The sequence below is a fragment of the Inquilinus sp. Marseille-Q2685 genome (assembly GCF_916619195.1).
Classification (GTDB): domain Bacteria; phylum Pseudomonadota; class Alphaproteobacteria; order DSM-16000; family Inquilinaceae; genus Inquilinus.
Map to the genome: position 1 here is coordinate 131,038 of NZ_CAKAKL010000001.1, position 24,731 is coordinate 155,768.

22 protein-coding genes are annotated in these 24,731 nt (G+C 69.0%); 14 read left to right on the plus strand and 8 right to left on the minus strand.

Annotated elements, in window-relative coordinates:
• The first annotated feature begins 16 nt into the window (after positions 1–16).
• Positions 17–1,837: a diguanylate cyclase domain-containing protein gene (locus LG391_RS00595; RefSeq protein ID WP_225764544.1), complete on the plus strand. Its 1,821-nt coding sequence runs from the start codon at positions 17–19 to the stop codon at positions 1,835–1,837.
• 9 nt (positions 1,838–1,846) lie between these two features.
• Here the strand turns inward: LG391_RS00595 and zigA are convergent, their stop codons facing one another.
• The 3 genes from zigA to LG391_RS00610 all read right to left on the minus strand — a co-directional run bounded on the left by zigA (position 1,847) and on the right by LG391_RS00610 (position 3,687).
• Positions 1,847–3,055, minus strand: coding sequence for a zinc metallochaperone GTPase ZigA (gene zigA, locus LG391_RS00600; protein WP_225764546.1), 1,209 nt, complete (start codon positions 3,053–3,055; stop codon positions 1,847–1,849).
• A gap of 2 nt (positions 3,056–3,057) precedes the next feature.
• Positions 3,058–3,342 (minus strand): hypothetical protein, encoded by a 285-nt coding sequence (locus LG391_RS00605; protein WP_225764555.1) that lies wholly within the window; start codon positions 3,340–3,342, stop codon positions 3,058–3,060.
• Between the two features lie 93 nt (positions 3,343–3,435).
• Positions 3,436–3,687 (minus strand): DUF1272 domain-containing protein, encoded by a 252-nt coding sequence (locus LG391_RS00610; RefSeq protein ID WP_225764565.1) that lies wholly within the window; start codon positions 3,685–3,687, stop codon positions 3,436–3,438.
• 144 nt (positions 3,688–3,831) lie between these two features.
• Here LG391_RS00610 and LG391_RS00615 point away from each other — a divergent pair, with 144 nt between their 5' ends.
• On the plus strand, positions 3,832–4,407 hold the full coding sequence (locus tag LG391_RS00615; protein WP_225764567.1) for an AP2/ERF family transcription factor: 576 nt from the start codon (positions 3,832–3,834) through the stop codon (positions 4,405–4,407).
• Positions 4,408–4,423: 16 nt separating this feature from the next.
• Here the strand turns inward: LG391_RS00615 and LG391_RS00620 are convergent, their stop codons facing one another.
• A complete protein-coding gene (locus LG391_RS00620) occupies positions 4,424–5,794 on the minus strand; it encodes a glutamine synthetase family protein (protein ID WP_225764569.1) in 1,371 nt (456 codons plus the stop codon).
• A 185-nt stretch (positions 5,795–5,979) separates the two neighbouring features.
• Between LG391_RS00620 and LG391_RS00625 the strand changes: the two genes are divergently transcribed.
• The 5 genes from LG391_RS00625 to LG391_RS00645 all read left to right on the plus strand — a co-directional run bounded on the left by LG391_RS00625 (position 5,980) and on the right by LG391_RS00645 (position 11,197).
• Positions 5,980–7,320: a glutamine synthetase family protein gene (locus LG391_RS00625; RefSeq protein WP_225764571.1), complete on the plus strand. Its 1,341-nt coding sequence runs from the start codon at positions 5,980–5,982 to the stop codon at positions 7,318–7,320.
• A gap of 54 nt (positions 7,321–7,374) precedes the next feature.
• Positions 7,375–8,346, plus strand: a complete 972-nt coding sequence (gene speB, locus LG391_RS00630; protein ID WP_374200698.1) for an agmatinase — start codon at positions 7,375–7,377, stop codon at positions 8,344–8,346.
• Positions 8,347–8,384: 38 nt separating this feature from the next.
• Entirely contained in the window at positions 8,385–8,717 is a 333-nt protein-coding gene (gene cutA, locus LG391_RS00635; protein ID WP_225764582.1) for a divalent-cation tolerance protein CutA, read from the plus strand.
• Between the two features lie 92 nt (positions 8,718–8,809).
• A complete protein-coding gene (locus tag LG391_RS00640; RefSeq protein WP_225764584.1) occupies positions 8,810–9,832 on the plus strand; it encodes an LLM class flavin-dependent oxidoreductase in 1,023 nt (340 codons plus the stop codon).
• A 111-nt stretch (positions 9,833–9,943) separates the two neighbouring features.
• Positions 9,944–11,197: an Hsp70 family protein gene (locus LG391_RS00645; protein ID WP_225764586.1), complete on the plus strand. Its 1,254-nt coding sequence runs from the start codon at positions 9,944–9,946 to the stop codon at positions 11,195–11,197.
• Between the two features lie 9 nt (positions 11,198–11,206).
• On the opposite strand, the gene LG391_RS00650 is transcribed toward LG391_RS00645, so the two are convergent.
• The 3 genes from LG391_RS00650 to LG391_RS00660 are packed head-to-tail and all read right to left on the minus strand — an operon-like array spanning position 11,207 to position 16,145.
• Positions 11,207–11,779, minus strand: a complete 573-nt coding sequence (locus LG391_RS00650) for a cytochrome b (protein WP_225764588.1) — start codon at positions 11,777–11,779, stop codon at positions 11,207–11,209.
• A complete protein-coding gene (locus LG391_RS00655) occupies positions 11,776–14,952 on the minus strand; it encodes an efflux RND transporter permease subunit (RefSeq protein WP_225764589.1) in 3,177 nt (1,058 codons plus the stop codon). The genes LG391_RS00650 and LG391_RS00655 overlap by 4 nt, the downstream gene beginning before the upstream one ends.
• A gap of 2 nt (positions 14,953–14,954) precedes the next feature.
• Entirely contained in the window at positions 14,955–16,145 is a 1,191-nt protein-coding gene (locus tag LG391_RS00660) for an efflux RND transporter periplasmic adaptor subunit (protein ID WP_225764591.1), read from the minus strand.
• A gap of 310 nt (positions 16,146–16,455) precedes the next feature.
• On the opposite strand from LG391_RS00660, the gene LG391_RS00665 reads away from it, so the two are divergent.
• A complete protein-coding gene (locus LG391_RS00665) occupies positions 16,456–16,779 on the plus strand; it encodes a hypothetical protein (RefSeq protein ID WP_225764593.1) in 324 nt (107 codons plus the stop codon).
• A gap of 70 nt (positions 16,780–16,849) precedes the next feature.
• On the opposite strand, the gene LG391_RS00670 is transcribed toward LG391_RS00665, so the two are convergent.
• Positions 16,850–17,707 carry a hypothetical protein gene (locus LG391_RS00670; protein WP_225764604.1) on the minus strand — a complete coding sequence of 286 codons (858 nt, stop codon included), beginning with the start codon at positions 17,705–17,707 and terminating at the stop codon, positions 16,850–16,852.
• A 114-nt stretch (positions 17,708–17,821) separates the two neighbouring features.
• On the opposite strand from LG391_RS00670, the gene LG391_RS00675 reads away from it, so the two are divergent.
• From LG391_RS00675 to LG391_RS00700, 6 genes are all read left to right on the plus strand, one after another.
• Complete coding sequence (locus LG391_RS00675; protein WP_225764607.1) at positions 17,822–18,667, plus strand: phosphodiester glycosidase family protein; 846 nt, start codon at positions 17,822–17,824, stop codon at positions 18,665–18,667.
• Positions 18,668–18,887: 220 nt separating this feature from the next.
• Positions 18,888–20,273 carry an aspartate aminotransferase family protein gene (locus tag LG391_RS00680; RefSeq protein ID WP_225764617.1) on the plus strand — a complete coding sequence of 462 codons (1,386 nt, stop codon included), beginning with the start codon at positions 18,888–18,890 and terminating at the stop codon, positions 20,271–20,273.
• A 212-nt stretch (positions 20,274–20,485) separates the two neighbouring features.
• Positions 20,486–21,583: a polyamine ABC transporter substrate-binding protein gene (locus LG391_RS00685; RefSeq protein WP_225764619.1), complete on the plus strand. Its 1,098-nt coding sequence runs from the start codon at positions 20,486–20,488 to the stop codon at positions 21,581–21,583.
• A gap of 73 nt (positions 21,584–21,656) precedes the next feature.
• Positions 21,657–22,802: an ABC transporter ATP-binding protein gene (locus LG391_RS00690; protein WP_225764621.1), complete on the plus strand. Its 1,146-nt coding sequence runs from the start codon at positions 21,657–21,659 to the stop codon at positions 22,800–22,802.
• Positions 22,799–23,767 carry an ABC transporter permease subunit gene (locus tag LG391_RS00695; RefSeq protein ID WP_225764623.1) on the plus strand — a complete coding sequence of 323 codons (969 nt, stop codon included), beginning with the start codon at positions 22,799–22,801 and terminating at the stop codon, positions 23,765–23,767. The genes LG391_RS00690 and LG391_RS00695 overlap by 4 nt, the downstream gene beginning before the upstream one ends.
• Positions 23,764–24,600 carry an ABC transporter permease subunit gene (locus LG391_RS00700; RefSeq protein WP_225764625.1) on the plus strand — a complete coding sequence of 279 codons (837 nt, stop codon included), beginning with the start codon at positions 23,764–23,766 and terminating at the stop codon, positions 24,598–24,600. The genes LG391_RS00695 and LG391_RS00700 overlap by 4 nt, the downstream gene beginning before the upstream one ends.
• Positions 24,601–24,731: the final 131 nt, after the last annotated feature.

Consider the following 24,731-nt stretch of genomic DNA (forward strand, 5'->3'; position numbering starts at 1 on the left):
GCAAGAATAGGATCATATGCCGAGACCCGTTGGGGTGCCCTTGCCCGTGCACATGCAGATTCGCGAGGTGATCGAGGCGATGGTCCTGACCTTCGTCCTGGCGGTGCTCGGCATCGCCACGCGAGGGCTGGAACCGCTCGCCCTGTTCTGGCCGGCGAACGGCGCCCTGATCGCCTGGTTCCTGCGCCGACCCACCCGCCGGCACCCGCTCTGCTGGGCCGGTGTGGCCGTCGCCTTCGTCGCGGCGGATCTGTGCTACGGGCGCAGCCTCTTGCTGGCAGCGGTGCTGCTGCTGTCCAACCTCGCCGAGATCGCCGTCGGGCTGCTCCTCCTGGCGCCGCTCGGGCCGGAGGACAGGGAGCTCGACCATCCATCCGCGGTGCTGCGCGTGGGGGGCACCTGCATCGTCTCGGCCCTGGCCGGCGGCGTCGTCTCGGCGCTCGGCTTCGCCCTGCTCGGGGACGCCGCGATCCTTCTGAACACCGGAACCTGGTGGATGTCGGAGGTCGCGGCCCTGGCGGCGGTGCTTCCGCTGGCGCTGACCCTGCCGTCGCGACCATGGTCGTCCGGCTGGCTCTCCCGCGCCATCCGCCTGGATCTGCCCGAGCTGGCGGGGCCTCTGGCTCTGCTGATCCTGATGGCGGCGCTGGGCGTGGCCACCGGCGGGATCGGGACCACCGGATACCTGCTGCTGCCGCTGATCTGGTCGGCGATGAGGGCCGGCATCTTCGCCACCACGGTGCTGGCCGCGCTGGCCGGGCTGTGGATCTTCGCGGCCCTCGGCCTCGGCCTCGACCGGCTGCCGTCGCAGACCCTGGCCGAGGACCCGCTGCGGATCCTGCTGTCCGTCCGCCTGTCCGTCGCGCTGATCTCTCTGGCCGCGGTCCTGGTCGCCAGCATCATGGCGACGCGCCGGCGGATCGAGCTGCGGCTGGCCGAGAGTGAGAATCGCCTGGCTCTGGCCTTCGAAGGCACCAATGACGGCATCTGGGATTTGGAGGTGCCGTCCCGCCAGCTCTCGATTCTCGACGCCAGCTCACTCACCGCCCGGAGCGGGGAGGCGCAGAGCCGGCCGCTCGACGACTGGCTGCGTCGGGTCCATCCGGAGGACCGGGAACAGGCGACAGCGGCGCTGGAGGAGCATCTGGCCGGCCGGTCCGCGGGCTGCGTCGTCGAATATCGCTGGCCGGCACCCGATGGCCGCTGGATCTGGCTGCTGGCGCGGGGGCGGGCGGTCGAGCACGACGCCGACGGCCGACCCCTGCGCGTCGTCGGTTCCTTCATGGATGTCTCCGCCCGCAAGGCGCTGGAGCAGAAGATCGAATACATGGCCAACCACGACGCGCTGACCGGGCTGGCGAACCGGCATGCGCTGGACGCGGCGCTGCGCGACCGGATCGCGGCCTGGCGCAGCCGGTCGGCTGGCGCCGTGCTGATGGTGATCGATCTCGACGGCTTCAAGGCGGTCAATGACGGACACGGCCATCTGGCCGGCGACGCCGTGCTGCGCGCGCTGGCGCAGCGCCTGCAGGAGATCCTGCCGGGGGAGATGGTGGCGGCGCGGATCGGCGGCGACGAGTTCGCCCTGATCGGTGATGAGCTGAGCGCCGGGGAAGTCGACGCCCTGGCCGAACGGATCGAATCGGCCTTGGCCGTCCCGATCCCGGTCGGGGCTGGGACGGTCTCGGTCGGCGCCAGCATCGGCTGGGCCTTCCTGCCCGCCGATGCCGAGGATGAGCACGGGCTGTCGGCCGTGGCCGACAGCCGGCTCTATGCGGCGAAGCAGCGGCTCCGGCGCGGAGCGGCAGCGGAACCACCGTCGCGCGCCTCGGCATAGCCCGGCGGGCTAGGCGGCGCGGCGCCAGGCCGGGAAGGGGTCGGGCAGGTCGGCCCAGCCCGCCGGGTCGAAGCCCGCGGCGGCGCGCGGGTCGACCAGGCAGGCGTCCAGGTCGCGCCGGATCGCCGCCTGGTCCATGCCGATGCCGATGAACACCAGCTCCTGCCGCCGGTCGCCGAACACCGGGTCCCAGCGGGCCTCGATCATCCGGCGCATCTCCGGATCCTGCGGCCAGCGGTCCCGCGGGACCGCTGCCCACCAGAAGCCGATCGCCTCGTGCCGCAGGAAGGCGCCGGCCTGGCTCATCTCGCCGACCCAGCCGGGCCGCGTCGCCAGCCAGAAATGGCCCTTGGAGCGGATCACGCCGGGCCAGGGCTGCCGGAAGGCGGCATGCAGCCGGGCCGGGTGAAAGGGGCGGCGGGCCCGGTAGACGAAGCTCTCGACGCCGTATTCCAGCGTCTCCGGCCTGTGCTCGGCGAACTGATACAGCTCCTTGAACCAGAGCGGGTGCTCGCGGGCCCGGTCGAAGTCGAAGCGGCCGGTGCCGAGGATCGAATCCAGGGCGACGGCGCCGAAATTCGCCTCGACGATCGCCGCTTCCGGGTTCAGCCCGGCGATGACGCGGCGGACCATCTGCCGCTGCTCCGGCGTCGCCGCGTCGATCTTGTTGATCACCACCACGTCGGCGAACTCGATCTGGTCGACCAGCAGGTCGACCAGGGTGCGGCCATCCTCGTCGCCGGCGGTCTCGCCGCGGTCGCGGAGGAAATCGGTCGAGCTGAAATCGGCCAGCAGGTTGGCGGCGTCGACCACCGTCACCATGGTGTCGATGCGGGCGACGTCGCCCAGCGAAGCGCCGTCCTCGTCCCGGAAGTCGAAGGTCGCAGCGACCGGCAGCGGCTCGGAGATGCCGGTCGATTCGATCACGAGGCAGTCGAAGCGGCCCTGCTCGGCCAGGCGCCGGACCTCGCGCAGCAGGTCGTCGCGCAGGGTGCAGCAGATGCAGCCATTGGTCATCTCCACCAGGGTCTCGCTGGTGCGGCTGAAATCGGCATCGCCGCTGCGGACCAGGTCGGCGTCGATGTTCACCTCGCTCATGTCGTTGACGATCACCGCGACCCGAAGGCCCTCGCGGTTGCGCAGGATGTGGTTGAGCAGCGTCGTCTTGCCGGCGCCGAGGAAGCCGGACAGGACGGTGACGGGGAGACGGGTGTCCATGGTCACGACACCAGCCGGCGCGGGGCGGGATCGGCCGCGACCTCGTCCAGGCGCAGACCGAGCGCCAGCGACTCCAGAAGGCCGGCGCAGCGCGACGTGCCGTGGACCGCGACCAGCCGGGGCATGGCCTCGGTCAGCAGCGCCGAGGACAGCGCGGCCGCGGACAGGCCGACGGCTTCCAGCTCGGCCAGGACACGGCGGATCTCGTCGGTCGCGCGGGTGAAGCCCGCGGGGGTATGGATGCCCGGGGCAATCTGTTCGACGGTGTGGTGCGGTTGGTCCGGCATGGCTCTCGTCCGATAATTTAATGTTATATCATAACATTTAAGTTCCGAACGCAAGCGTCGTATCGCCGTCCTGCGGTCTCCAACGCCGGCGGTTCAGCCGGAGCGGGGCCCACAGCCCTCGGGCTTGAGCACCCGGATGGTCGAGGCGGGGTGGCGGGCCAGCGCCGCCGCGGGCCTGACCGGCCGGGGGGCGAAGCCGCCGCCGCAGTTCGGGCAGCGGCCGCCCAGCACCGTCTCGGCGCAGCTCGTGCAGAAGGTGCATTCGAAGCTGCAGATCACCGCGTCATGCGACTCGGGCGGCAAATCCTTGTCGCAGCATTCGCAGTTCGGGCGCAGCTCAAGCATTCGATCCTCCTCGACGCGGACTGTCCGCACCCCGCCGGCCGTCAGGGCTGGCCACCGGAATCATACAAATGCTTAATGTGTCGACAATCGCTGCAAAAGGGCTGCCCGCTATGCCAGTATCCATTGACCAGAACGGAGATCTCGATGCGCGTCAGCCGAATTGACAATCCCGAAAAGCGAATGCTCGGTTGGCTCGTGCGGTACTCGGTCGCCGGGCGTCACACGCGCAAGTTCTTCTCCGACCTGGCTCATGGGTCATCGGCCAAGGCGAAGGCCGCCGCCGAAGCATTCGCGCTGGAGCATCTCGACGAGCACCACGAGATCCGGTCGCTGCGGACGCGGCTTCTGCCGCGCAAGAACACGCCGCATGGCGTGCCGGGCGTCGCGCGCTATGTCCGCCCCGGCGGGACCTCCGCCTTCTGGACGGCCTATTGGACGCAGGACGGCGTGCGCCGGCAGAAGAAGTTCTCCATCGCCCTGCTCGGCGAGCGCGAGGCGCGGGAACTGGCCTTCGCGACCCGTGCCGAGATGACGGCCGACAACCAGGAACGGTTGACCGAGCTGCTCGATATCCACGCGCCCGACCGCAGGGCCGCAGCCCAGCAGCGCCGTCCGGCACCCGAGGCGTCCGGCGTCCGCTCGCTGAAGGTGCCGGCCCGGCATTCCCCCAGGCCGGCGACCGTCGTGGCCGGCCCGGAGGAGCGCCGGAAACGAGCCTAGCCCGCGGCTCCGGTCCTCAGACCTTGCTCAGGTACCAGTCGTATTCGAGCTGGCTGATCTGGGAGAAGAACTTGTCCCGCTCGGCCCATTTCAGGGCCAGGTAGACGTCGAGGAACCGGCGGCCGAAATACTCGTTGAAGAAGGCCGAGCCGTCGAGCTGCTCCAGCGCCACGATCCAGGACGAGGTCAGCGTCGGCTCGATCTTGTCATAGGCGCTGCCCTGGATCGGCGGGCCCGGATCGATCTGCCGCCTGATGCCGTGATGCGCCCCGGCCAGCACCGCGGCGACCACCAGATAGGGGTTGCTGTCGGCGCCGGCGACCCGGTGCTCGACCCGGCGGTCCTCCGGCTTGCCCGGCGGGATGCGCAGCGACACGCTGCGGTTGTTGGCGGCCCAGGTCGGGGCGTGCGGCACGTAGGAGTTCGGCTGGAACCGGCGGAAGGCGTTCTGGTTCTGGGCGAACACCGCCATGCCCTCGGCCATGGTCGCGCCGAGGCCGCCGATGGCTTGGCGCAACGCCGGGGTGCCGTGCGGGTCCTCCGCGGCGAAGATGTTCGCTCCGGCGGCATCCAGCAGGCTCATATGGATGTGGAAGCCGCTGCCCGCCTGGTCCGGGTAGGGCTTGGCCATGAAGGTGGCTTCGACCCCGTGCTTGGCCGCGACCGACTTGACCACCCGCTTGAACAGCACGGCGTCGTCGCAGGCCTCGAGCGGGTCGTCGACGTGTCGCAGATTGATCTCGTACTGCCCGGGGGCGTATTCCGAGACCAGGCTGTCGACCGGGATGCCCTGCGCCACGCAGGTGTCGTAGATCTCGTGAAGCAGGTCGTTGAAATCGTACAGCTCGTCGATGCCGTAGACCTGGGTGGTATCCTGGCGCTTGCCGCTGATCGGCGACATCGGCGGCCGCGGCCGGCCGTCCTCGCCGCGCTTGCGGTCGACCAGATAGAACTCCAGCTCCACCGCCACCACCGGGTGCAGCCCGTCGTCCCGCAGGCGCCGGACGACATTGGCCAGGACGGTGCGCGGATCGGCGAAGAAGGGGGATCCGTCGAGGTCCCGCATCGCCAGCAGCACCTGTCCGGTCGGGCGCGACAGCCACGGGACCGGGTCGAGGGTGTGGGGGACGGGGAAGCAGTCGCGGTCCGCGTCGCCGTCGGCGAAGCCGAGGCCGGTCTCCTCGACCGTTTCGCCGGTGATGTCGGTGGCGAAGAGGGAGCCGGGGAAGGTCAGGCCGTCGCGGAAGATCTTGTCCAGCGTGCCGATCGGGACCTTCTTGCCGCGCAGGACGCCGCACATGTCGCAGACCAGGGCGTCGATGTGCGTGATGTCAGGAAATTGCGCGCGGAAATTCCTTACGATGTCGTTCGATGTGCGTTCATGCATTTGGTCACGCAATTGTTGCCACGAGGCCTTCATCCTCGCAGCCGTCCGGGCAGTGTCAAGCCGGGCCGAGTCGGAGCGGCCATGCGGACGCCGGTTTCTCCTTCCCACCCCCCCGGGGGGCTCGGCTATGGTGGCCCGGCTGAAACGAGAAGCGGGGTCCGCCTAAAGGGGCTGACCATGATTTTATGCAAAAGCTGGTGGACTTCATTCACGACAACGGCGTGACCGAAGTCGAGTGCCTGGTCCCGGACATCAACGGGATCGCCCGGGGCAAGATCCTGCCCGACGACAAGTTCATCAAGGGCCTGAAGACCCGCGGGATGCGGATCCCGGAATCGATCTTCATGCAGACGGTGACCGGGGAATACCCCGACGACGACGTCACCAACGCCGCCGATATCGACATCTACATGGTGCCGGATCCGGACAGCATCCGCATCGTGCCCTGGTACGAGGAGCCGACGGCGCAGGTGATCTGCGACGCGGAGTATGTCGACGGCAGCCCCTGCGAGCTGTCCTGCCGCCACGTGCTGCGGCGGGTGCTGAAGCTGTACGAGGAGAAGGGCTGGAAGCCCCTGGTGGCGCCGGAGCTCGAATTCTACCTGGTCAAGAAGAACATCGATCCCGACTACCCGCTGGAGCCGCCGGTCGGCCGGTCCGGCCGGCCGGAGACCGGGCGCCAGTCCTACGGTATCGACGCGGTCAACGAGTTCGACCCGATCTTCGAGGAGATCTACGACCATTGCGAGGCGATGGGCCTCGACGTCGACCCCCTGGCCCATGAGGCCGGGGCGGCGCAGATCGAGATCAACTTCAACCACGGCGATCCGCTCGACCTCGCCGACCAGGTGCTGATCTTCAAGCGCACGGTGCGCGAGACGGCGATGCGCCACGACGTCTACGCCACCTTCATGGCCAAGCCGCTGCAGAACGAGCCCGGCAGCGCCATGCATCTGCACCAGAGCGTGAACGACGCCAAGACCGGCCGGAACCTGTTCGCCACCAAGGACGGCGAGAACAGCGAGCTGTTCCTGGCCTATATCGCCGGACTGCAGAAATTCGTGCCGGCGGCGATGCCGCTGTTCGCGCCGAACGTGAACTCCTACCGCCGCCTCGATCCGGAGAGCGACGCGCCGATCAACGTCCATTGGGGCATGGACAACCGCACCGTCGGCTTCCGCGTGCCGATCGACGAGCCGCAGGCGAAGCGGGTCGAGAACCGGGTCGCCGGCGCCGACTGCAATCCGTATCTGATGTTCGCGGCGTCGCTGGCCTGCGGCTATCTCGGCATCGTCAACGAGATGCAGCCGTCGAACCCGGTCGAGGGCTCGGCCAAGCGCCTGGCCTTCACCCTGCCTCGGCACCTCTATGACAGCCTCAACAAGTTCTCCGCCTCGCGCCCGCTGCGAGAGGTGCTGGGCGAGAAGCTGGTCGACGCGGTGTGGTGGGTGAAGAACAAGGAGTACGACGCCTATCACCGCGTCATCAGCTCCTGGGAGCGCGAGAACCTGCTGCTGAACGTCTGATTCCGCTGAATCTCCCCCCGCCCGGGCGCTCGCCGGGGCGGGGATGATCGGGAGGTGGCCTTGACGGGCAAGTTCGAGCCGCTGGATTCGGGGCAGGTGCCGCGCTTCGCCGGCATCCCGACCTTCATGCGCCTGCCGCTGGCGACCCCGGCCGAGGTCGACATCGCCCTGGTCGGCGTGCCCTTCGATGGCGGCGTGACCAATCGCGCCGGGGCGCGGCACGGCCCGCGCGAGCTGCGCAACCAGTCCAGCCTGATGCGCCGCGTGCATCACGTCACCGGCATCTCGCCCTATGACCTGGTGCGGGTCGGGGACTGCGGCGACGCTCCGGTCGACCCGATCAGCCTGGCCACGTCGCTGGAGTCGATCGGCGCCTTCTATGCGGATCTGCGCGAAGCCGGCGCGGTGCCGCTCTCGGCCGGCGGCGACCACCTGGTGTCGCTGCCGATCCTGCGCGGCCTGGCCACAGGCCGTCCGGTCGGGCTGATCCAGTTCGACGCCCATTCCGACACCTATGACAGCTTCTTCGGCAACCCCTACAACCACGGCACGCCGTTCCGGCGGGCGATCGAGGAGGGGCTGGTCGACCCGAAGCGGATGGTCCAGATCGGGCTGCGCGGGGCGATCTCCGACGCCGGCAACTACGATTTCGCCAATGCCTGCGGCATCCGCATGATCTTCATCGAGGAGTTCGACCGCCGCGGCCCCGACGACGTGATGGACGAGGCGCTGGAGATCCTGGGATCCGGGCCCGTCTACGCGACCTTCGACATCGATGCCCTCGACCCGTCGATGGCGCCGGGCACCGGCACGCCCGAGATCGGCGGCATCACCACCCGCGAGGCGCAGCGGATGGTGCGCCGCATGGCCGGGCTGGACCTGATCGGCGCCGATCTGGTCGAGGTCGCGCCGCCCTTCGACCCGTCGGGCCTGACCGCCGTCACCGGCGCGACCCTGATGTTCGAGCTGCTCTGCGCGGTCGCGCCGGGCGTGGCGGCGCGTCGCAGCGCGCAGGCGGGCGCCTGACGCGAAACGTCCCTCGCGGAATGCCCATGGAGGAGACAATGGCCGTCGTCTTCGCCTACGTCACCACCCCCTCGGAGGCCGAGGCCGCCCGCATCGGCCGGGCCCTGGTCGAGGAGCGGCTGGCCGCCTGCGTCAACATCCTGCCCGGCATGCGGTCGATCTACCGCTGGCAGGGCAGGGTGGAGGAAGCGGCGGAGGCGGTGCTGATCGCCAAGACCCGCGCCGACCGCTTCACCGATCTCTCCGCCCGGGTGCGCGCGCTGCACCCCTATGAGCTGCCCTGCATCACGGCGCTGCGGGTCGAGGCCGGCGACGCCGGCTATCTCGACTGGATCCGGCACGAGTCTCTGGCCCTGTCCAGCCCCGGATGACGTCCGCGGCGGATGCCGGCCATGCCCGCGCCGCAGCCGCGCCGGATCGCCTCGTGCCTTGAACCTCGGCCGCGACCGCCAAAGTTCAGATCATGACTCTGCCGCTCTCGGTCCTCGACCTCGCGCCGATCGCCTCCGGCTCTCCGCCCGGCCAGGCCGTCCGCAACTCGCTCGATCTCGCCCGGCTGGCCGACAGGCTGGGCTTCACCCGCTACTGGGTGGCCGAGCATCATTCGATCCCCGGCGTGGCCTCGACCGCGCCGGAGATCCTGATCGGTCATATCGCCCAGGTGACGCAGCGGATCCGCGTCGGCTCCGGCGGGGTGATGCTGCCGAACCACGCGCCGCTGCGGGTGGTCGAGGCCTTCAAGATGCTGGAGGCGCTGCATCCGGGCCGGATCGACCTCGGTCTCGGCCGCGCCCCGGGATCGGACCAGCTGACGGCGCTGGCGATGCGCCGGTCGCGCGACGCCGTCGTCTCCGACGACTTCACCGAACAATATGCCGAGCTGCGCGCCTTCGCCGACGGAACCTTCCCGCCGGATCACGGCTTCCGCGCGGTCCGTGCGGTGCCGGAGGACGTGCCGCTGCCGCCGGTCTGGATGCTCGGTTCCAGCGATTTCGGCGCCCGCTTCGCCGCCCATCTCGGCGTCGGCTTTGCCTTCGCCCATCATTTCAGCCCGCAATACACGATGCCCGCGATGCATCTGTACCGGACCAGCTTCCGCCCCTCGGCGGCGATGCGGGAGCCGCATTCGATCCTGACCGTCTCGGTCTACTGCGCCGAGGACGCGGCTGAGGCCGAACGGCTGGCGGCGCCGCACCAGCTGTCCTGGGTGCGGCTGCGCACCAACCGGCCGGGCCTGCTGCCGAGCCCCGAGGAGGCGCTGTCCTACCCCTACACGCCGGAGGAGAAACGCGTGGCCGAGGGCGCCCGACGCAACCAGATCGTCGGCACGCCGGAAACGGTGAGGGCCGAGATCGAGCGGCTGGCCGGCGAGACCGTGGCCAGCGAGGTGATGATCACCAGCATGATCCACGACCACGCCGCCCGGCTGCGCAGCTACGAGCTGGTGGCGGGGGCGTTCGGGCTGCCGGGGGCTGCGACGGCGTAGACTCGCCGCGGCCTCTTCCCTCCGGCCCACACATGCGCTAAAAGCGCCGCCCCTTCACAGCCCCGTCCGACCGGACCCGGGGCTTTTTGGCGTTGCGCGGCGGAGGCGGAGATGGCGGTCTGCGGCCTGGATTTCGGCACCTCGAACTCGACCCTCGGCATCGTCGATGCCGCAGGCGCGCGGCTTCTGCCCCTGGAGGGGGCGGCGACCACGCTGCCCAGCGCCATCTGGTTCGACCTGGTCGGCGGCGCGCCGCGCTTCGGCCGCTCGGCCATTGATTCGTACGTCGAGAGCCTGGACGGGCGGCTGATGCGCTCGATCAAGTCGGTGCTCGGCACGCCGCTGATCGAGGAGGACACCTGGGTCGGGCGCGAGCGCATCGGCTTCAAGCAGGTGATCGCGATCTTCCTGGCCGAGATGAAGGCGCGGGCCGAGGCCGCCTGCGGCCATGCCCTGGAGCGGGTGGTGCATGGCCGGCCGGTGCACTTCGTCGACGACGACCCGGCCGGCGACGGCAAAGCCCAGGACACGCTGCAGGCGATCGCGCGCGAGGCCGGCTTCGCCGAAGTGTCCTTCGAATACGAGCCGATCGCCGCCGCCCGCACCTATGAGGCCGGGCTGGACCGGGAGGAGGTGGCGCTGATCGTCGACATCGGCGGCGGCACCTCCGACATCTCGATCGTCCGGCTCGGGCCGCAGCGCAGGGCCTTGCCCGACCGCGCCGCCGACATCCTGGCCAATGACGGCATCCGGCTGGGCGGCACCGATGTCGACCGGCTGTTCAGCCTGGCCACGGTGATGCCGGCGCTGGGCATGGGGACGAAGATGAAGCGGCCGGGCGCGGTGGCGCCCAGCCGCTACTTCCACATGCTGGCGACCTGGAGCCGGATCAATGCGCTCTACGCCCCCAAGGTGGTGGCGGAGGTGCGCGACGTGCGCCGGGAATCGCGCGATCCGCAGAAATTCGACCGGCTGCTGCGGGTGCTGGAGGGCAATCTCGGCCACAGCCTGGCGCTGCGGGTCGAGGCGGCGAAGATCGCGCTCGGGGCCAAGGACCCGACCGTGATCGACCTGCGCCTGGTCGAGCCCAAGCTGGGGCTGCGCGCCGGCCGGGCGGTGCTGGATGCGGCGATCCGCGACGCCGTCGGGCGGCTCTCGGCGCTGATCCGGCGCTGCATCCAGGCGGCGGGCCTCACCCCGGACCGGCTGGACGCCGTGTTCCTGACCGGCGGTTCGGCCTTGCTGCCGGCCTTCCGCGCAGCGGCGCTGGCCGAGGCGCCGGCCGCCCGGGTGGTGGAGGGGGACAGCTTCGGTGCGGTCGGGATCGGCCTGGCGATCGAGGCGCAGCGCCGCTACGGACCCTGAGAACCGGGGTCACCCGCCGGTCTGCTCCGGCAGCATGCGGTCCAGCGTGCCGTCGCGCCGGACGGCGACGTGCCAGACCGCCGCGGCGATGTGGAGCGCGACGAGGGCATAGAGCGCCCATTGCCCCACCCCGTGCACGGTGCTGCCGATCCGCCAGATCGCGTCGGTCGCCGGGGTCAGCAGCGGCACGTCGAACAGGCCGAAATACGGGATGGCGCGGCCGCGGCCGGCGGACATCAGGTAGCCGCTGAGCGGCATCGCCAGCAGGACGAGGTACAGCAGCCAGTGGCTCGCCGTGGCCGCTGCCGATTCCCAGGCCGCCCAACGGGCCGGCGGCGGCGGATGGATCGCCCGCCAGACCAGCCGCGCGGCGGTCAGGGCCAGGATCGTCAGCCCGACCGATTTGTGCAGCATGACGATCGTGCCGCGCGAGGCGTCGCCGTTCGGCAGGCTCTCCATCACCCACGCCAGGACCAGGACGACGAGCATCAGCGCCGCCGAAACCCAGTGCAGCCATTGCGCCGTGGCCGTGTAGCGCCCGGTGGTCTCGCGAAGGGCGGCGGTCATCGCATCCGTGGTCATTCATGGCCTTTCTGCAGCGACGGGGATGGCGCGGCGAGGCGCCGGGCCGCCTGCTCCAGCCCGCGGCAGGCGACGTAGAAGGCGGGGGTGAAGATCAGGCCGAAGGCGGTGACGCCGATCATCCCGAAGAACACCACCACGCCCAGCGACTGGCGCATCTCCGCCCCGGCGCCGGTGGCCAGCACCAGCGGCACCACGCCCAGGATGAAGGCCAGCGAGGTCATCACGATCGGCCGCAGCCGCACCCGGGCCGCCTCGATCGCCGCCGCCGTGCGGTCGGCGCCCGCGGCCTCGGCCTGGCGCGCGAACTCGACGATCAGGATGGCGTTCTTGGCGGCCAGGCCGATCAGCACCACGAAGCCGATCTGCGCCAGGATGTTGACGTCCATGGCGGCGGCCAAGAGCCCGGTCAGCGCCGCCAGCAGGCACATCGGCACGATCAGGATGACCGACAGCGGCAGCGTCCAGCTCTCATACAGCGCGGCCAGCAGCAGGAAGACGAACACCGCCGAGGCCGCGAAGATCAACAGGACGCTGGTGTCGGCCAGCCGCTCCTGCAGCGCCACCTCGGTCCATTCGAAGCCGTAGCCGTCGGGCAGGGTCTCGGCCGCGATTTGCTCCATACGGTCGAGCGCGGTGCCGGTGGAGACGTCGGCCGCGGCGGCGCCCTGCACCTCGGCCGCGGGGTACAGGTTGTAGCGCGGAATGCGGTAGGCGCCGGCCCGCTCCTCGAAGGTCGCGACCGACCCGATCGGCACCATGGCGCCGGACTCGCTGCGGGTCTTCAGCCCCTCCAGCGCCGCCGGGTCCTGGCGGAACCGGGCGTCGGCCTGGGCCCGGACCTGGAAGGTGCGGCCCAGCAGGTTGAAGTCGTTCACATAGGCCGAGCCGAGATAGATCTCGAGCGTCTCGAACACGCGGGATGCGGGAACGCCCAGCATCTCCGCCTTCACCCGGTCGATATCGGCGTACAGCTTCGGCGTCGCCGTGTTGAAGGGACTGAAGACATTGGCGAATTCGGGCGACTGGCCGGCCGCGGCCACGACCTGGCGCACCGCCGCTTCCAGCTCCTCCGGCGTGCCGCCGGCCAAATCCTCGATCATCAGCTTGAAGCCGCCGGTATTGCCCATGCCGCGGACCGAGGGCGGCTTGATCGGCACCACCCGCGCCTCCGGCACGTCGGCCAGGCGCGCGGTCAGGTCGGCGATGATCCGGTCGACCGTCTGGCCGCGCCCCGCCCGCGCCTCGTAGGGATCGAGGATGGCGAAGACGACGCCGCTGTTCGACGCGTTGGTGAAGGTGGCGCCGTCGAGGCCGGCGATGGCGACCGTATGAGCCACGCCGGGGGTGGCGTCCAGCCGGTCGGAGACGGCCTTCATCGCCACGTCGGTGCGGGCCATGGCGGCGCCGGGCGGCAGCTGCACCGCGGTCAGGAAATAGCCCTGGTCCATCACCGGGATGAAGCCGGTCGGCGCCCGGCCGAACTGCCAGCCGGTCAGGCCCAGCAGCCCGGCATAGGCGACCAGGACCAGGAGGCCGACGCGCAGCAGCCGGCGGGTCAGCCCGCCATAGCCGAGCGACAGCCGGTCGAAGCCGGCGTTGAAGCCGCGGGCGCCGGCGGCCAAGCCGCGCAGCAGCAGGTTGCGGGGTTTGGTCGCGTGGTCGTCATGCGGCCGCAGCAGCAGGGCGCACAGCGCCGGGCTTAGCGTAAGCGACACGAAGGCGGAGATCGCGGTCGCCGCGGCGATGGTCACGGCGAACTGGCGGAAGAACCGGCCGGAGATGCCGGACATCATCGCCGCCGGGACGAAGACCGCGCACAGCACCAGGGCGATGGCGATCAGCGCGCCGCTGATCTCCTCCATCGATCTGTGCGCCGCCTCCTTCGGCGACAGGCCGGCGCGCAGGTGCCGCTCGACATTCTCGACCACCACGATGGCGTCGTCGACGACGATGCCGATGGCCAGGACCAGGCCGAGCAACGACAGGTTGTTCAGCGAATAGCCGAGCCCGGCCATCACGGCGAAGGTGCCGATCAGGGAGATCGGAATCGCCAGGATCGGGATGACCGCCGCCCGCCAGCTGTGCAGGAACAGGATCACCACCAGCACGACCAGCGCGACCGCCTCGAAGATCGCGGTGTAGACCTCGCTGACGGATTCGGCGATGAACCGGGTCGGGTTGAACGGGATGGCGTATTCGATTCCCGCCGGCAGGCTGCGGCCCAGCTGCGCCATCGCCGCGACCACGCGGTCGGCCGTCTCCAGCGCGTTCGAGCCGGGCTGCTGGAAGACCTGGATCGGCTGCGAGATCCGCCCGTCGAACAGGGCGCCGCCGCGGAAGCTCTGCGCCGTCAGCTCGACCTGGGCGACGTCGCGGATCCGGGTGACGCGGCCGTCGGCGTCGGTCCTGACGATGACGTCCTCGAACTCGGCGGGGTCGGACAGGCGCCCCAGCGTCTCGACATTCAGCTCGAAGGCGCCGTCGGACGGCACCGGCGGCTGGTTCACCACGCCGGCGGCGACCTGCACGTTCTGGGCCCGCAGCGCCGCCAGCACCTCGCCGGCCGTGAGGTTGCGGGCGGCGACCGCGTCCGGGTCCAGCCAGACCTGGATGGCGTAGTCGCGGGCCGTGGGCATGCGGACATCGCCGACGCCCTCGACCCGCAGCAGCGCGTCGCGGATCCGCAGCGTGGCGTAGTTGGAGAGGTACAGCGGCGAGCGCGAGCCGTCCGGCGAGAACAGCTGCACCACCATCAGGATATCCGGCGACGACTTCCGCACCGTCACGCCCAGGCGGCGCACCTCCTCCGGCAGCCGCGGCTCGGCCACCGCCACCCGGTTCTGCACCAGCACCTGCGCCTCGTCGAGGTCGGTGCCCAGGGCGAAGGTGACGGTGATGCCGAGCTGGCCGTCGCCGGTGGCCTGCGAGGACATGTAGAGCATGTTCTCGACGCCGTTGATCTCCTGCTCGATCGGCACGGCCACGGTGCTGCTGACCACCTCCGCCGAGGCGCCGGGATACTGGGCGCGGACGATGACGGTGGGCGGCGTGATCTCGGGATACTGCGCCAGCGGCAGGGTGACATAGCCGGCGATGCCGATCAGGACGATCAGGACCGACAGCACCGTCGCCAGGATCGGCCGCTCGATGCAGAGATGGGGCAGACGCATGGTCAGTTGACCATCGCGGTGGCGGCCGGCGCGATCTCGCCGGGCTGCGGCACCACCTTCTGGCCGGCGCGGGCGCGCAGCAGGCCGTTGATCACCACCCGGTCCTCGGCCTTGAGCCCGCTCTCGACCACGCGCAGGCCCCCCGGCAGGCGGGCGCCCAGCCGCACCGGCGTGGCGCGCAGCGTGTCGTCCTCGGCCACGGTCAGGACGATGCGGCTGGCCTGGTCGGTCAGCAGCGCCGCCTCGGGCACCAGCAGGGCGTCGTGCTCGCCGGAGGAGGCGAGGCGCAGCCGGCCGAACTGGCCTGGGGTGATGAAGAGATCCGAATTGGCCAGCACGGCGCGGGCGCGGATGGTGCCGGCGCCGCTTTCCAGCCGGTTGTCGACGAAGCTCATCGTGCCCTGGTAGGGCCAGCCGTCATCGTCCTGCAGCCGCGCCTCGATCGGCACGTCGCGGTCGCGGATCGAGCGCAGATCGCCCGACTTCACCGCCCGCCCATAGGCGACGAAGTCGCGCTCGCTCATGTCGAAGACGAAGTAGATCGGGTCCAGCGCGACGACGGTGGTCAGCAGCGTGCCGGCATCGGACACCAGGCTGCCGGCATCGACCCGCCGGTTCGACACGCGGCCGCTGATCGGCGCCTTGATCTCGGTGAAGTCGAGGTCCAGCTGCGCCCGGGTCAGCCCGGCCTGGGCCAGCTCGAAGGCGGCGTCGGCCGCCTGCTTCTGCTGCCGGCGCTGGTCGAGCGTGGAGCGCGAGACGGCGGAGGTGCCGACCAGCTGCTCGGCCCGGCGCAGCTCCAGGTCGGCCAGGTCGCGCTGGGCCCGGGCGCTCGACAGCTGCGCCCGAGCCTCAGCCACCGCCGCCTGGTAGGGGCGGGGGTCGATGGTGAACAGGGTCTGGCCGGCCTGCACGATCTGGCCGTCCTCGAAGCCGATCGACTGCAGGTAGCCGGAGACCCGGGCGCGGATCTCCACGCTCGCGGTCGGCTCGAACCGCCCGGCATATTCCCGCTGGTCGACCACCCGCCGCACCAGCGGCGGCGACACGACGACGCTGGGGGCCGGCCGCGCGGCCGCCTGGGCCATCGTCGCCGCGGTGCTCCGCGACGCTTGCCATCCCAGCCCCGCCAGCCCGCCGACCAGGGCCAGCGCCACAACTCCCGCCAACGTCCGAATCACCGGGGGTCCCATGCCTGCCGCTCCCTATGGCCTGGGGCGAAGAGTGCGGGGCGCTTGTCTCAGAACTTTGTCCGGGCGGAGCGGGGTTTGTCGCGAGATGTGTCAGTGTTGCTGCATCGCACAATCGAGGTAGGGATCTCCAGACCGGCTTGCCTGAGCGAGCCCAACTCGATCCTCGCGCGGCATGAGCTATTGGTGCATTCGTCATCATCTGTTCGTACGACGCGGCGATAGCTTCTTTCAGGCACATTAAAGACTGCGGCGATCGCCGCGTCTCTCCATTATCGAAAATTTAGCTTCAACGGGTGGAGGTTATTTGGAAATGGCACGTTCAATCCGCGTCTTCTACTCAAACGAACAGGGTGTATCGAGGAAGAACTTCAATTGGACCCCGATCAACAAGAAATCAGCTGTCCTCATTACCGCTGCGGAATTCTTCTGGCCCGGCGGCCTCGGCGGTCTTGAAGACATTCGTCCGCACCTGGGCGCGGCGAATATCTGGGTGTCCAATATAGGGGTCCACGGCCCCGAGGGCGGTTCCGGAGGTGTGGAGTTCCTCCTCCACGTCGACTGGCCAACGCCATTGAACGTCATGGTGACCATCACGGTCCTCGACGACATCGAGCAATATCACAGGACGGACTGACCGTCCGACCGGCGCCGGTCGGCATCGCGGATGGGGCGCCGATGCGAACCCCATCCGCGATCCTATTTCGTCAATTGCAGAAGTTCGGCTGGTACTGGTAGACCCATTGGGTCTTGGTGGTCGGGTTGGCCGACACCCAGCCGGTCATGCCGCGGATGGTGTCGAAGATCAGCTTGGAGCGCTGGTCGACCTTGGCGGTGAAGTCGCCGTCCTTGTCCTCGACCTTGAACGACACCTCGGCGCTGGCGACGGTCGAGGACCCGTTGGCATACCACAGCGTCAGGTCGAACTCGGCATCCTGCTGGCCCAGGTCGCTCTGCGGCCCGTCATAGGTGCGCTCGGTGATCGACAGGTTGCCGACGACCGCCAGCGTCTCCTGGCTCGGCAGGTTCAGGTCCTCGGTCGGCGGGAACAGGTCCACGACGTCGTCGAGGATGTTCAGGTTCTTGGTGGCCGACAGCGGCTCGGTGGTCGAATGGGAGTAGACCCATTTGAACGGCGGGGTGATGTCCGCCTCCAGCTTGGTCTCGGCATCGCTGTGGCTGCCGCTGACATCCGTGCCGGCGGCGGTCGACAGGCTGTCCGAGCGGAACTTCAGGTTGATCTCGCGCTCGGTGCCCTCGACCCGCTCGCGGAAGCTGTAGCCCAGAGTGTCCAGCCGGCAGGTGCCCGGCGAATCGTAGTAGCGGACGGTGCGGATCTTATCGACCGCGAAGCTGCCGTCGACCGTGCGGTCGAAGCCGGCGGCGGTCAGCTTCGTCCGCAGCTCGGACAGGAAGCTGTTGGCGGTGGCGACCGGCTGCGCCTGGAACTTTGCCGGATCGAGCAGGACCTTGTATTCCTTGCCCGTCAGCGGGTCGGCGGCCTGCGCGGTCCCGGCGGCGGACACCAGCAGGCCGATCAGCCCGAGGCGAAGCCATGTCATCATTTGGTGCGAATCCCCCGGCATGAATGATGCGAACGCGCGGCAGGCTAGGCGGTCTGTATGAAGCTGATATGTCACCGGCCCCATGACGGACGTCACTTGGCGAGGCTTTTCTCCATGTTCGCGCTGCTGCTGACCGCCGCCTGCGGTTCGGCCGTCAGCACCCCCAGGCCCGCCGAGGTCGCCCAGCCGGCCCCGCCGTCACCCGCCGCGGCCCCGCTGACGCCCGCGCCGGGATCCTCGTCCTTCACCGGGCCGACGGGCGGGGCCGTCGGCCAGCCGTGCCGGGCGGTGACCTTCGAGGCGGCCGACTACACCGTCTGCGAGCTCGACCTGCGCCGCTACCGCGTCGGGCTGTTCTGGCAGGACCGGGACGGCCGGCCCTACGGCTCGCTCTATGCCTTCAAGCGGGCGATGGCCGCGGCAGGCGATCCGCCGGTGGTGTCGATGAACGCCGGCATGTACCACGAGGACCTGTCGCCGGTCGGCCTCTTCGTCTCCGGCGGCCGTCAGCTCAACCCGGCCAATGAGGGGGACGGCGACGGCAACTTCTTCATGAAGCCGAACGGCGTCTTCTATGTCGAGGGCGAGCGCGCGGGGATCCTGGAGACCGGGACCTATCTGCGCCGGGCCCCGGCCGCCGGGGTCGCCACCCAGTCCGGCCCGCTGCTGGTGATCGACGGCGCCCTGCACCCGCTGTTCAGCGACGACGGCCCGTCGCGCAAGATCCGCAACGGCGTCGGCATCCGCGACGACTACACCGTGGTCTTCGCCATATCCCGGGACGGCGTCAGCTTCGGCAGCTTCGCCCGGCTGTTCCGCGACGCGCTGGGCTGCCGCAACGCGCTCTATCTCGACGGTTCGATCTCGGCCCTGTCGGCGCCCGACGGGCTGTCGGTCGGCTGGGGCATCCGGGTCGGCCCGATCCTCGCCGCCTTCGACCGCAACGCGCCGGTCAGCTAGGAGCACCGAGTCGCTCGGCTAGTGACGCCGTGCGCCATTGACGATATCTTTATGGGATCATGACACGGCCGTGGCCCCATCGCAGTCGCCGATCGCGCAAGCAGGAGCTGATGCTGCTGTGCGCCCGCATCGGCTACAACCCGCCCCGCGCCTGACCGAGGGCCGCCGCAGCGGCGGCTGGTTTCCGTCCTGTCCGTCCGGATTCACGCGAGGTCGCGTCATGAACAGCTTTGCCGCCAGCCGCTCCACCGCCGAGTGGAAGGCGCTCGATACCGCCCATCACCTGCACCCCTTCACCGACTACAAGTCGCTCGCCAGCGAAGGGGGCAGCCGCATCATCACCCGCGCCGAGGGCGTCTGGCTGTGGGATTCCGAAGGCCGCCAGCTGATCGACGGCATGGCCGGTCTGTGGTGCGTCAATGTCGGCTACGGCCGCAAGGAACTGGCCGACGTCGCCCATGAGCAGATGCTCGAACTGCCCTTCTACAACACCTTCTTCAAGACCACGACGCCGGCCGCGGCCGAGCTGTCGGCCAAGCTGGCGGAGATCACGCCCGCCGGCCTGAACCATGTCTTCTACGCCAACAGTGGGTCGGAGGCGAACGACACCATCGTCCGCATGGTCCGGCACTACTGGGACCTGAAGGGCAAGCACCGCAAGAAGGCGATCATCGGCCGGCAATACGGCTATCACGGCTCGACCATGGCCGCGGTGTCGCTGTGCGGCATGGGGGCGATGCACCGCCAGGCGGACCTGCCGTTCCCGGGCTTCCACCACGTCATGGCGCCCTACTGGTACGACAACGGCGGCGACCTGGAGCCCGAGGCCTTCGGCAAGCTCGCGGCCAAGGCGGTCGAGGACCGGATCTGGGAGCTGGGCCCCGACAGCGTCGCCGCGGTGATCGCCGAGCCGATCCAGGGCGCCGGCGGCGTCATCATCCCGCCGGAGAGCTATTTCCCGGAGCTGCAGCGCATCTGCCGCCAGCACGACGTGCTGCTGATCGCCGACGAGGTGATCTGCGGCTTCGGCCGCACCGGCGAGTGGTTCGGCTCGGACCTGTTCGGCATCCAGCCGGACCTGATGACGCTGGCCAAGGGCATCACCTCGGGCTACCTGCCGCTCTCCGCCGTCATGGTCGGCGACCGGGTGGCCGAGACGCTGATCGAGCAGGGCGGCGAGTTCTATCACGGCTTCACCTATTCCGGTCACCCGGTGGCCTGCGCCGTGGCGCTGGCCAACATCCGGATCATGGAGCGGGAAGGGCTGGTCGACCGCACCCGGACCGATATCGGCCCGTATTTCCAGGACCGGCTGCGCGAGGCCTTCGCCGACCATCCGATCGTCGGCGAGGTGCGCGGCGTCGGCCTGATCGCGGCGATCGAGCTGGTCGCGGACAAGGCCACCCGCCGCCGCTTCCCGAACTACGGGGCGGTCGGCACCCAGTGCCGCAACCACTGCTTCGCCAACGACCTGGTGATGCGCGGCGTGCGTGACGCCATGGTGCTGGCGCCGCCGCTGGTGATCTCGCGCGACGAGGTCGACGAGCTGATCCGCAGGGCCAGGATCGCGATCGACGCCACGGCGCGGGATCTCGGCAGGATGTGACGGGCAGGGCGGCCGTGAAGCGGCCGCCCTTCTCGTTCGAGGACGGGGTTGCAAATGTCACGAACGCAGGGCACAGGGAGGACGGTTCGAGCCCGTCTGGTGCACTGCGCCGTCGCCGCGATTGACAGTTTTCCCAGCGGCGAGTTGCATTGAATCAGAAGGGAGAGCCGGCTCGACGGGTCTCGAACAGATCACAGACAGGGAACGGTTACATGAAGCGTCTCGTGCAAAGCCTTCTCGCGACCGCCGCGCTGTGCGCCGTGGCGGCGCCGGCCCTGGCCCAGGAGAAGGTGGTCAACATCTACAACTGGTCGGACTATATCGGCGAGACCACCCTGGCCGACTTCACCAAGGCCACCGGCATCAAGACCGTCTACGACACCTATGACGGCAACGAGGCGCTGGAAGCCAAGCTGCTGACCGGCAATTCCGGCTATGACGTCGTCGTGCCGACGGCGCAGCCCTTCCTGGCCCGCCAGATCAAAGCCAATGTCTATCTCGAGCTCGACCGCTCCAAGATCCCGAACTGGAAGAACCTCGACCCGGCGCTGATGAAGCTGGTCGAGACCGCCGACCCCGGCAACAAGCACGCGGTCATCTACCAGTGGGGTACGGTCGGCATCGGCTACAATGTCGACCAGGTGAAGAAGCGCCTGGGCGACACCCCGCCGGACAGCATCGCCATGGTGCTGGACCCGGAGAACGCCAAGAAGCTGGCGGATTGCGGCATCACCATGCTGGACAGCCCGACCGACGTGCTGCCCTCGGTGCTGAACTATCTCGGCCTCGATCCCAACAGCCAGAAGCCGGAGGATCTGAAGAAGGCCGAGGACGCCTTGATGAAGATCCGGCCCTATCTGAAGTACCTGCACTCGTCGCAGTACATCAACGACCTGGCGGGCGGCAATGTCTGCGTCTCGCTCGGCTGGTCCGGCGACGTCAACATCGCCAAGACCCGCGCCGAGGAGGCGAAGAACGGCGTCACCATCGACTACTTCATCCCCAAGGAAGGGGCGCAGATCTGGTTCGACATGGCGGCGATTCCGAAGGACGCGCCGCATCCGGAGGAGGCCTACGCCTACATCAACTTCCTGCTCGACCCGAAGGTCATGGCCGGGATCGACGACTATGTCGGTTACGGCAACGCGGTGCTCGGCTCGCGTGAGCTCATGGATCCCGAGATCGCCAACGATCCCCGCATCTTCCCGCCCGAGGACGTGATGAAGCGGCTGTTCGCGATCACCGAGGCGTCGTCCAGCTACGAACGCCTGCGGACGCGGACCTGGACACGGTTCCGCACCGGCCAGTAGACAGCACGGCCGCCGCATCCCAGACCGGATGCGGCGGCCGCTTCACATCGGGGGACAGGGTCCGGAGACGGGGATGGGCCAAGCCAAGCCGAAACAGCAGACGGCGCCGCAGCCGTGGCGCAATCCGGACGAGAAGCCTTACGTCCGGATCGAGAAGGTGACCAAGAAGTTCGGCGACTTCACCGCCGTCGACGATGTCAGCCTGTCGATCTATCGCGGCGAGTTCTTCGCCCTCCTCGGCGGGTCGGGCTGCGGCAAGACCACGCTGCTGCGCATGATGGCGGGGTTCGAGCGGCCGACCGAAGGCAAGATCTTCATCGACGGCGTCGACATGACCGCCGTGCCGCCCTATGAGCGGCCGGTCAACATGATGTTCCAGAGCTACGCCCTGTTCCCGCACATGACGGTGGAGCAGAACGTGGCTTTCGGCCTGCGCCAGGACCGGGTGCCGGCGGCCGAGATCAGGACCCGCGTCGCCGAGGTGCTGGACCTGGTCCAACTCGGCCGCTTCTCCAAGCGCAAGCCGCACCAGCTGTCGGGCGGTCAGCGCCAGCGCGTGGCCCTGGCCCGCAGCCTGGTCAAGCGCCCGAAGCTGCTGCTGCTGGACGAGCCGCTGGGCGCGCTCGACAAGAAGCTGCGCGAGCAGACCCAGTTCGAGCTGGTGAACATCCAGGAGAAGGTCGGCATCACCTTCGTGGTCGTGACCCACGACCAGGAGGAGGCGATGACCATGTCCAGCCGCATCGCGGTGATGAACTCCGGCTACATCTCGCAGCTCGGCACCCCGGCCGAGATCTACGAATACCCGCAGTCGAAGTTCGTCGCCGACTTCATCGGCTCGGTGAACCTGTTCGAGGGAAGGGTGGCCGAGGACCACCCGGGGCATGTCATCATCGACAGCCCGGAAGCCGGCTGCCAGCTCCATATCAGCCACGGCCTGCCGGTGCCGGTCGGGACCCAGGTCTGGGTCGCGGTGCGGCCGGAGAAGATCGCGATCTCGAAGCAGCCCGGCGAAGGCGAGACCAACTGCACCCGGGGGACGGTCAAGGAGATCGCCTATCTCGGCAATCTCTCGATCTATCTGATCGCGCTGCCGAACGGGAAGACGGTGCGGGTGACGGCGCCCAACGTCTCACGCCTGACCGAGATGCCGATCACCTGGGAGGACGAGGTCTGGCTGTCCTGGCAGCCCTTCGCCGGCGTGGTGCTGACGCAATGACCGCGGTGACGGCGACCGACACGGCGGACGGCGCGGCCCCGCGGGTCGCGGCGGGACCGTCGATCCTGCGGCGGCTGGGCGGAAGGCTCGGGCGCAGCCTGGTGATCGCGCTGCCCTATGTCTGGCTGTTCCTGTTCTTCCTGATCCCCTTCGTCATCGTCCTGAAGATCGCCTTCGCCGACAAGGTGATCGGCCAGCCGCCCTACACGCCGCTGTGGGACTGGATCGACGAGGCCCATATCGGGATCTCGCTCAGCATCGGCAACTTCCAGTTCCTGCTCGACGATCCGCTCTATGTCAGCGCCTATCTGAGCTCGGTGAAGATCGCCGCGATCTCGACCGTGCTCAGCCTCCTGGTCGGCTATCCGATGGCCTATGCCATCGCCCGGTCGAGCCAGCAGTGGCGGGTGCCGCTGCTGATGCTGGTGATCCTGCCGTTCTGGACCTCGTTCCTGATCCGGGTCTATGCCTGGATCGGCATCCTCCAGCAGCAGGGCCTGCTCAACAACCTGCTGATCTGGCTCGGCCTCATCGACCAGCCTCTGGAGATCCTGCACACCGACGTCGCCGTCTATATCGGCATCGTCTATTCCTACCTGCCCTTCATGATCCTGCCGCTCTACGCGACGCTGGAGAAGCTCGACGTCTCGCTGCTCGAGGCGGCGGAGGACCTCGGCTGCCGGCCGTGGAAGGCGTTCCTGCTGATCACCCTGCCGCTGTCGCTGCCCGGCATCATCGCCGGGTCGCTGCTGGTGTTCATCCCGGCGGTCGGCGAATACGTGATCCCGGAGCTGCTGGGCGGCATCGACACGCTGATGATCGGCAAGGTGCTGTCGAACGAGTTCTTCCAGAACACCGACTGGCCGGTCGCCTCCGCGGTCGCGATCGTGCTGCTGCTGGTGCTGGTGATCCCGATCATGATCTTCCAGTACGTCCAGGCGAAGCAGCAGGAGGCGGAGCGATGAGGCGGCCCTGGTTCCTGTTCACCGCCCTGGTGTTCGGCTACGCCTTCCTCTACGTGCCGATCATCCTCTTGATGATCTACTCCTTCAACGAGAGCCGGCTGGTCACGATCTGGGGCGGCTTCTCGACCAGGTGGTACGGCACGCTGCTGGAGAACGAGCAGATGCTGGACGCGGCGCGGCGGTCGCTGGAGATCGCCGCGATCGCCGCCACCGTGGCCTGTGTACTGGGCACCGTGGCCGGGCTGGTGCTGGCCCGCTTCGGCCGGTTCCGCGGCCGCACGCTGTTCTCCGGCATGGTCACGGCGCCGCTGGTGATGCCCGAGGTGATCACCGGCCTGTCGATGCTGCTGCTGTTCGTGGCGATGGAAGGGCTGTTCGGCTTCCCGCAGGGCCGCGGCATGGTGACGATCACCATCGCCCACATCACCTTCTGCCTCGCCTATGTCGCGGTGATCGTGCAGTCGCGGCTGGTCAGCCTCGACGAATCAATCGAGGAGGCGGCGATGGACCTCGGCGCCCGGCCGCTGACGGTGTTCTTCTGGATCACCCTGCCGATCATCTCGCCCGCGGTGATCGCCGGCTGGCTCCTGTCCTTCACCCTGTCGCTGGACACGCTGGTGATCACCAGCTTCGTCTCCGGCCCCGGCTCGACCACCCTGCCGGTCTACATCTTCTCCAAGGTGAAGCTCGGGGTGACGCCGGAGATCAACGCGCTGGCCACCATCATCGTCGTGATCGTCACCACCGGCGTGATCATCGCCGGGGGCCTGCTGGTGCGGCACGAGAAGAAGCGCCGGCGGGACGAGCAACTGGCCTTCGCCGCAGGAACCTGAAGCCAGGCCGGGCAAGAACGGCACTTTGTTGCGGCATTTGGGTGGTGCCGCGCAGGACTCTTAGTCATGCGCGGCGCGCAGGTGACCCTCGGCGTTTGCCCCCGGAGCAAAAACCGCGGCTGATCGACTAT

Bases quoted from the DNA above. Each gene is read 5' to 3' on its own strand.
- LG391_RS00655 (WP_225764589.1), bottom strand. From the start codon at position 14,952: ATGCGTCTGCCCCATCTCTGCATCGAGCGGCCGATCCTGGCGACGGTG.
- LG391_RS00690 (WP_225764621.1), top strand. From the start codon at position 21,657: ATGGGCCAAGCCAAGCCGAAACAGCAGACGGCGCCGCAGCCGTGGCGC.
- LG391_RS00665 (WP_225764593.1), top strand. From the start codon at position 16,456: ATGGCACGTTCAATCCGCGTCTTCTACTCAAACGAACAGGGTGTATCG.
- cutA (WP_225764582.1), top strand. From the start codon at position 8,385: ATGGCCGTCGTCTTCGCCTACGTCACCACCCCCTCGGAGGCCGAGGCC.
- LG391_RS00620 (WP_225764569.1), bottom strand. From the start codon at position 5,794: ATGCATGAACGCACATCGAACGACATCGTAAGGAATTTCCGCGCGCAA.
- LG391_RS00605 (WP_225764555.1), bottom strand. From the start codon at position 3,342: ATGCCGGACCAACCGCACCACACCGTCGAACAGATTGCCCCGGGCATC.
- LG391_RS00680 (WP_225764617.1), top strand. From the start codon at position 18,888: ATGAACAGCTTTGCCGCCAGCCGCTCCACCGCCGAGTGGAAGGCGCTC.
- LG391_RS00610 (WP_225764565.1), bottom strand. From the start codon at position 3,687: ATGCTTGAGCTGCGCCCGAACTGCGAATGCTGCGACAAGGATTTGCCG.
- LG391_RS00685 (WP_225764619.1), top strand. From the start codon at position 20,486: ATGAAGCGTCTCGTGCAAAGCCTTCTCGCGACCGCCGCGCTGTGCGCC.
- LG391_RS00660 (WP_225764591.1), bottom strand. From the start codon at position 16,145: ATGGGACCCCCGGTGATTCGGACGTTGGCGGGAGTTGTGGCGCTGGCC.
- LG391_RS00700 (WP_225764625.1), top strand. From the start codon at position 23,764: ATGAGGCGGCCCTGGTTCCTGTTCACCGCCCTGGTGTTCGGCTACGCC.
- LG391_RS00650 (WP_225764588.1), bottom strand. From the start codon at position 11,779: ATGACCACGGATGCGATGACCGCCGCCCTTCGCGAGACCACCGGGCGC.
- zigA (WP_225764546.1), bottom strand. From the start codon at position 3,055: ATGGACACCCGTCTCCCCGTCACCGTCCTGTCCGGCTTCCTCGGCGCC.
- LG391_RS00625 (WP_225764571.1), top strand. From the start codon at position 5,980: ATGCAAAAGCTGGTGGACTTCATTCACGACAACGGCGTGACCGAAGTC.
- LG391_RS00695 (WP_225764623.1), top strand. From the start codon at position 22,799: ATGACCGCGGTGACGGCGACCGACACGGCGGACGGCGCGGCCCCGCGG.
- LG391_RS00675 (WP_225764607.1), top strand. From the start codon at position 17,822: ATGTTCGCGCTGCTGCTGACCGCCGCCTGCGGTTCGGCCGTCAGCACC.
- LG391_RS00595 (WP_225764544.1), top strand. From the start codon at position 17: ATGCCGAGACCCGTTGGGGTGCCCTTGCCCGTGCACATGCAGATTCGC.
- LG391_RS00645 (WP_225764586.1), top strand. From the start codon at position 9,944: ATGGCGGTCTGCGGCCTGGATTTCGGCACCTCGAACTCGACCCTCGGC.
- LG391_RS00615 (WP_225764567.1), top strand. From the start codon at position 3,832: ATGCGCGTCAGCCGAATTGACAATCCCGAAAAGCGAATGCTCGGTTGG.
- LG391_RS00670 (WP_225764604.1), bottom strand. From the start codon at position 17,707: ATGATGACATGGCTTCGCCTCGGGCTGATCGGCCTGCTGGTGTCCGCC.
- LG391_RS00640 (WP_225764584.1), top strand. From the start codon at position 8,810: ATGACTCTGCCGCTCTCGGTCCTCGACCTCGCGCCGATCGCCTCCGGC.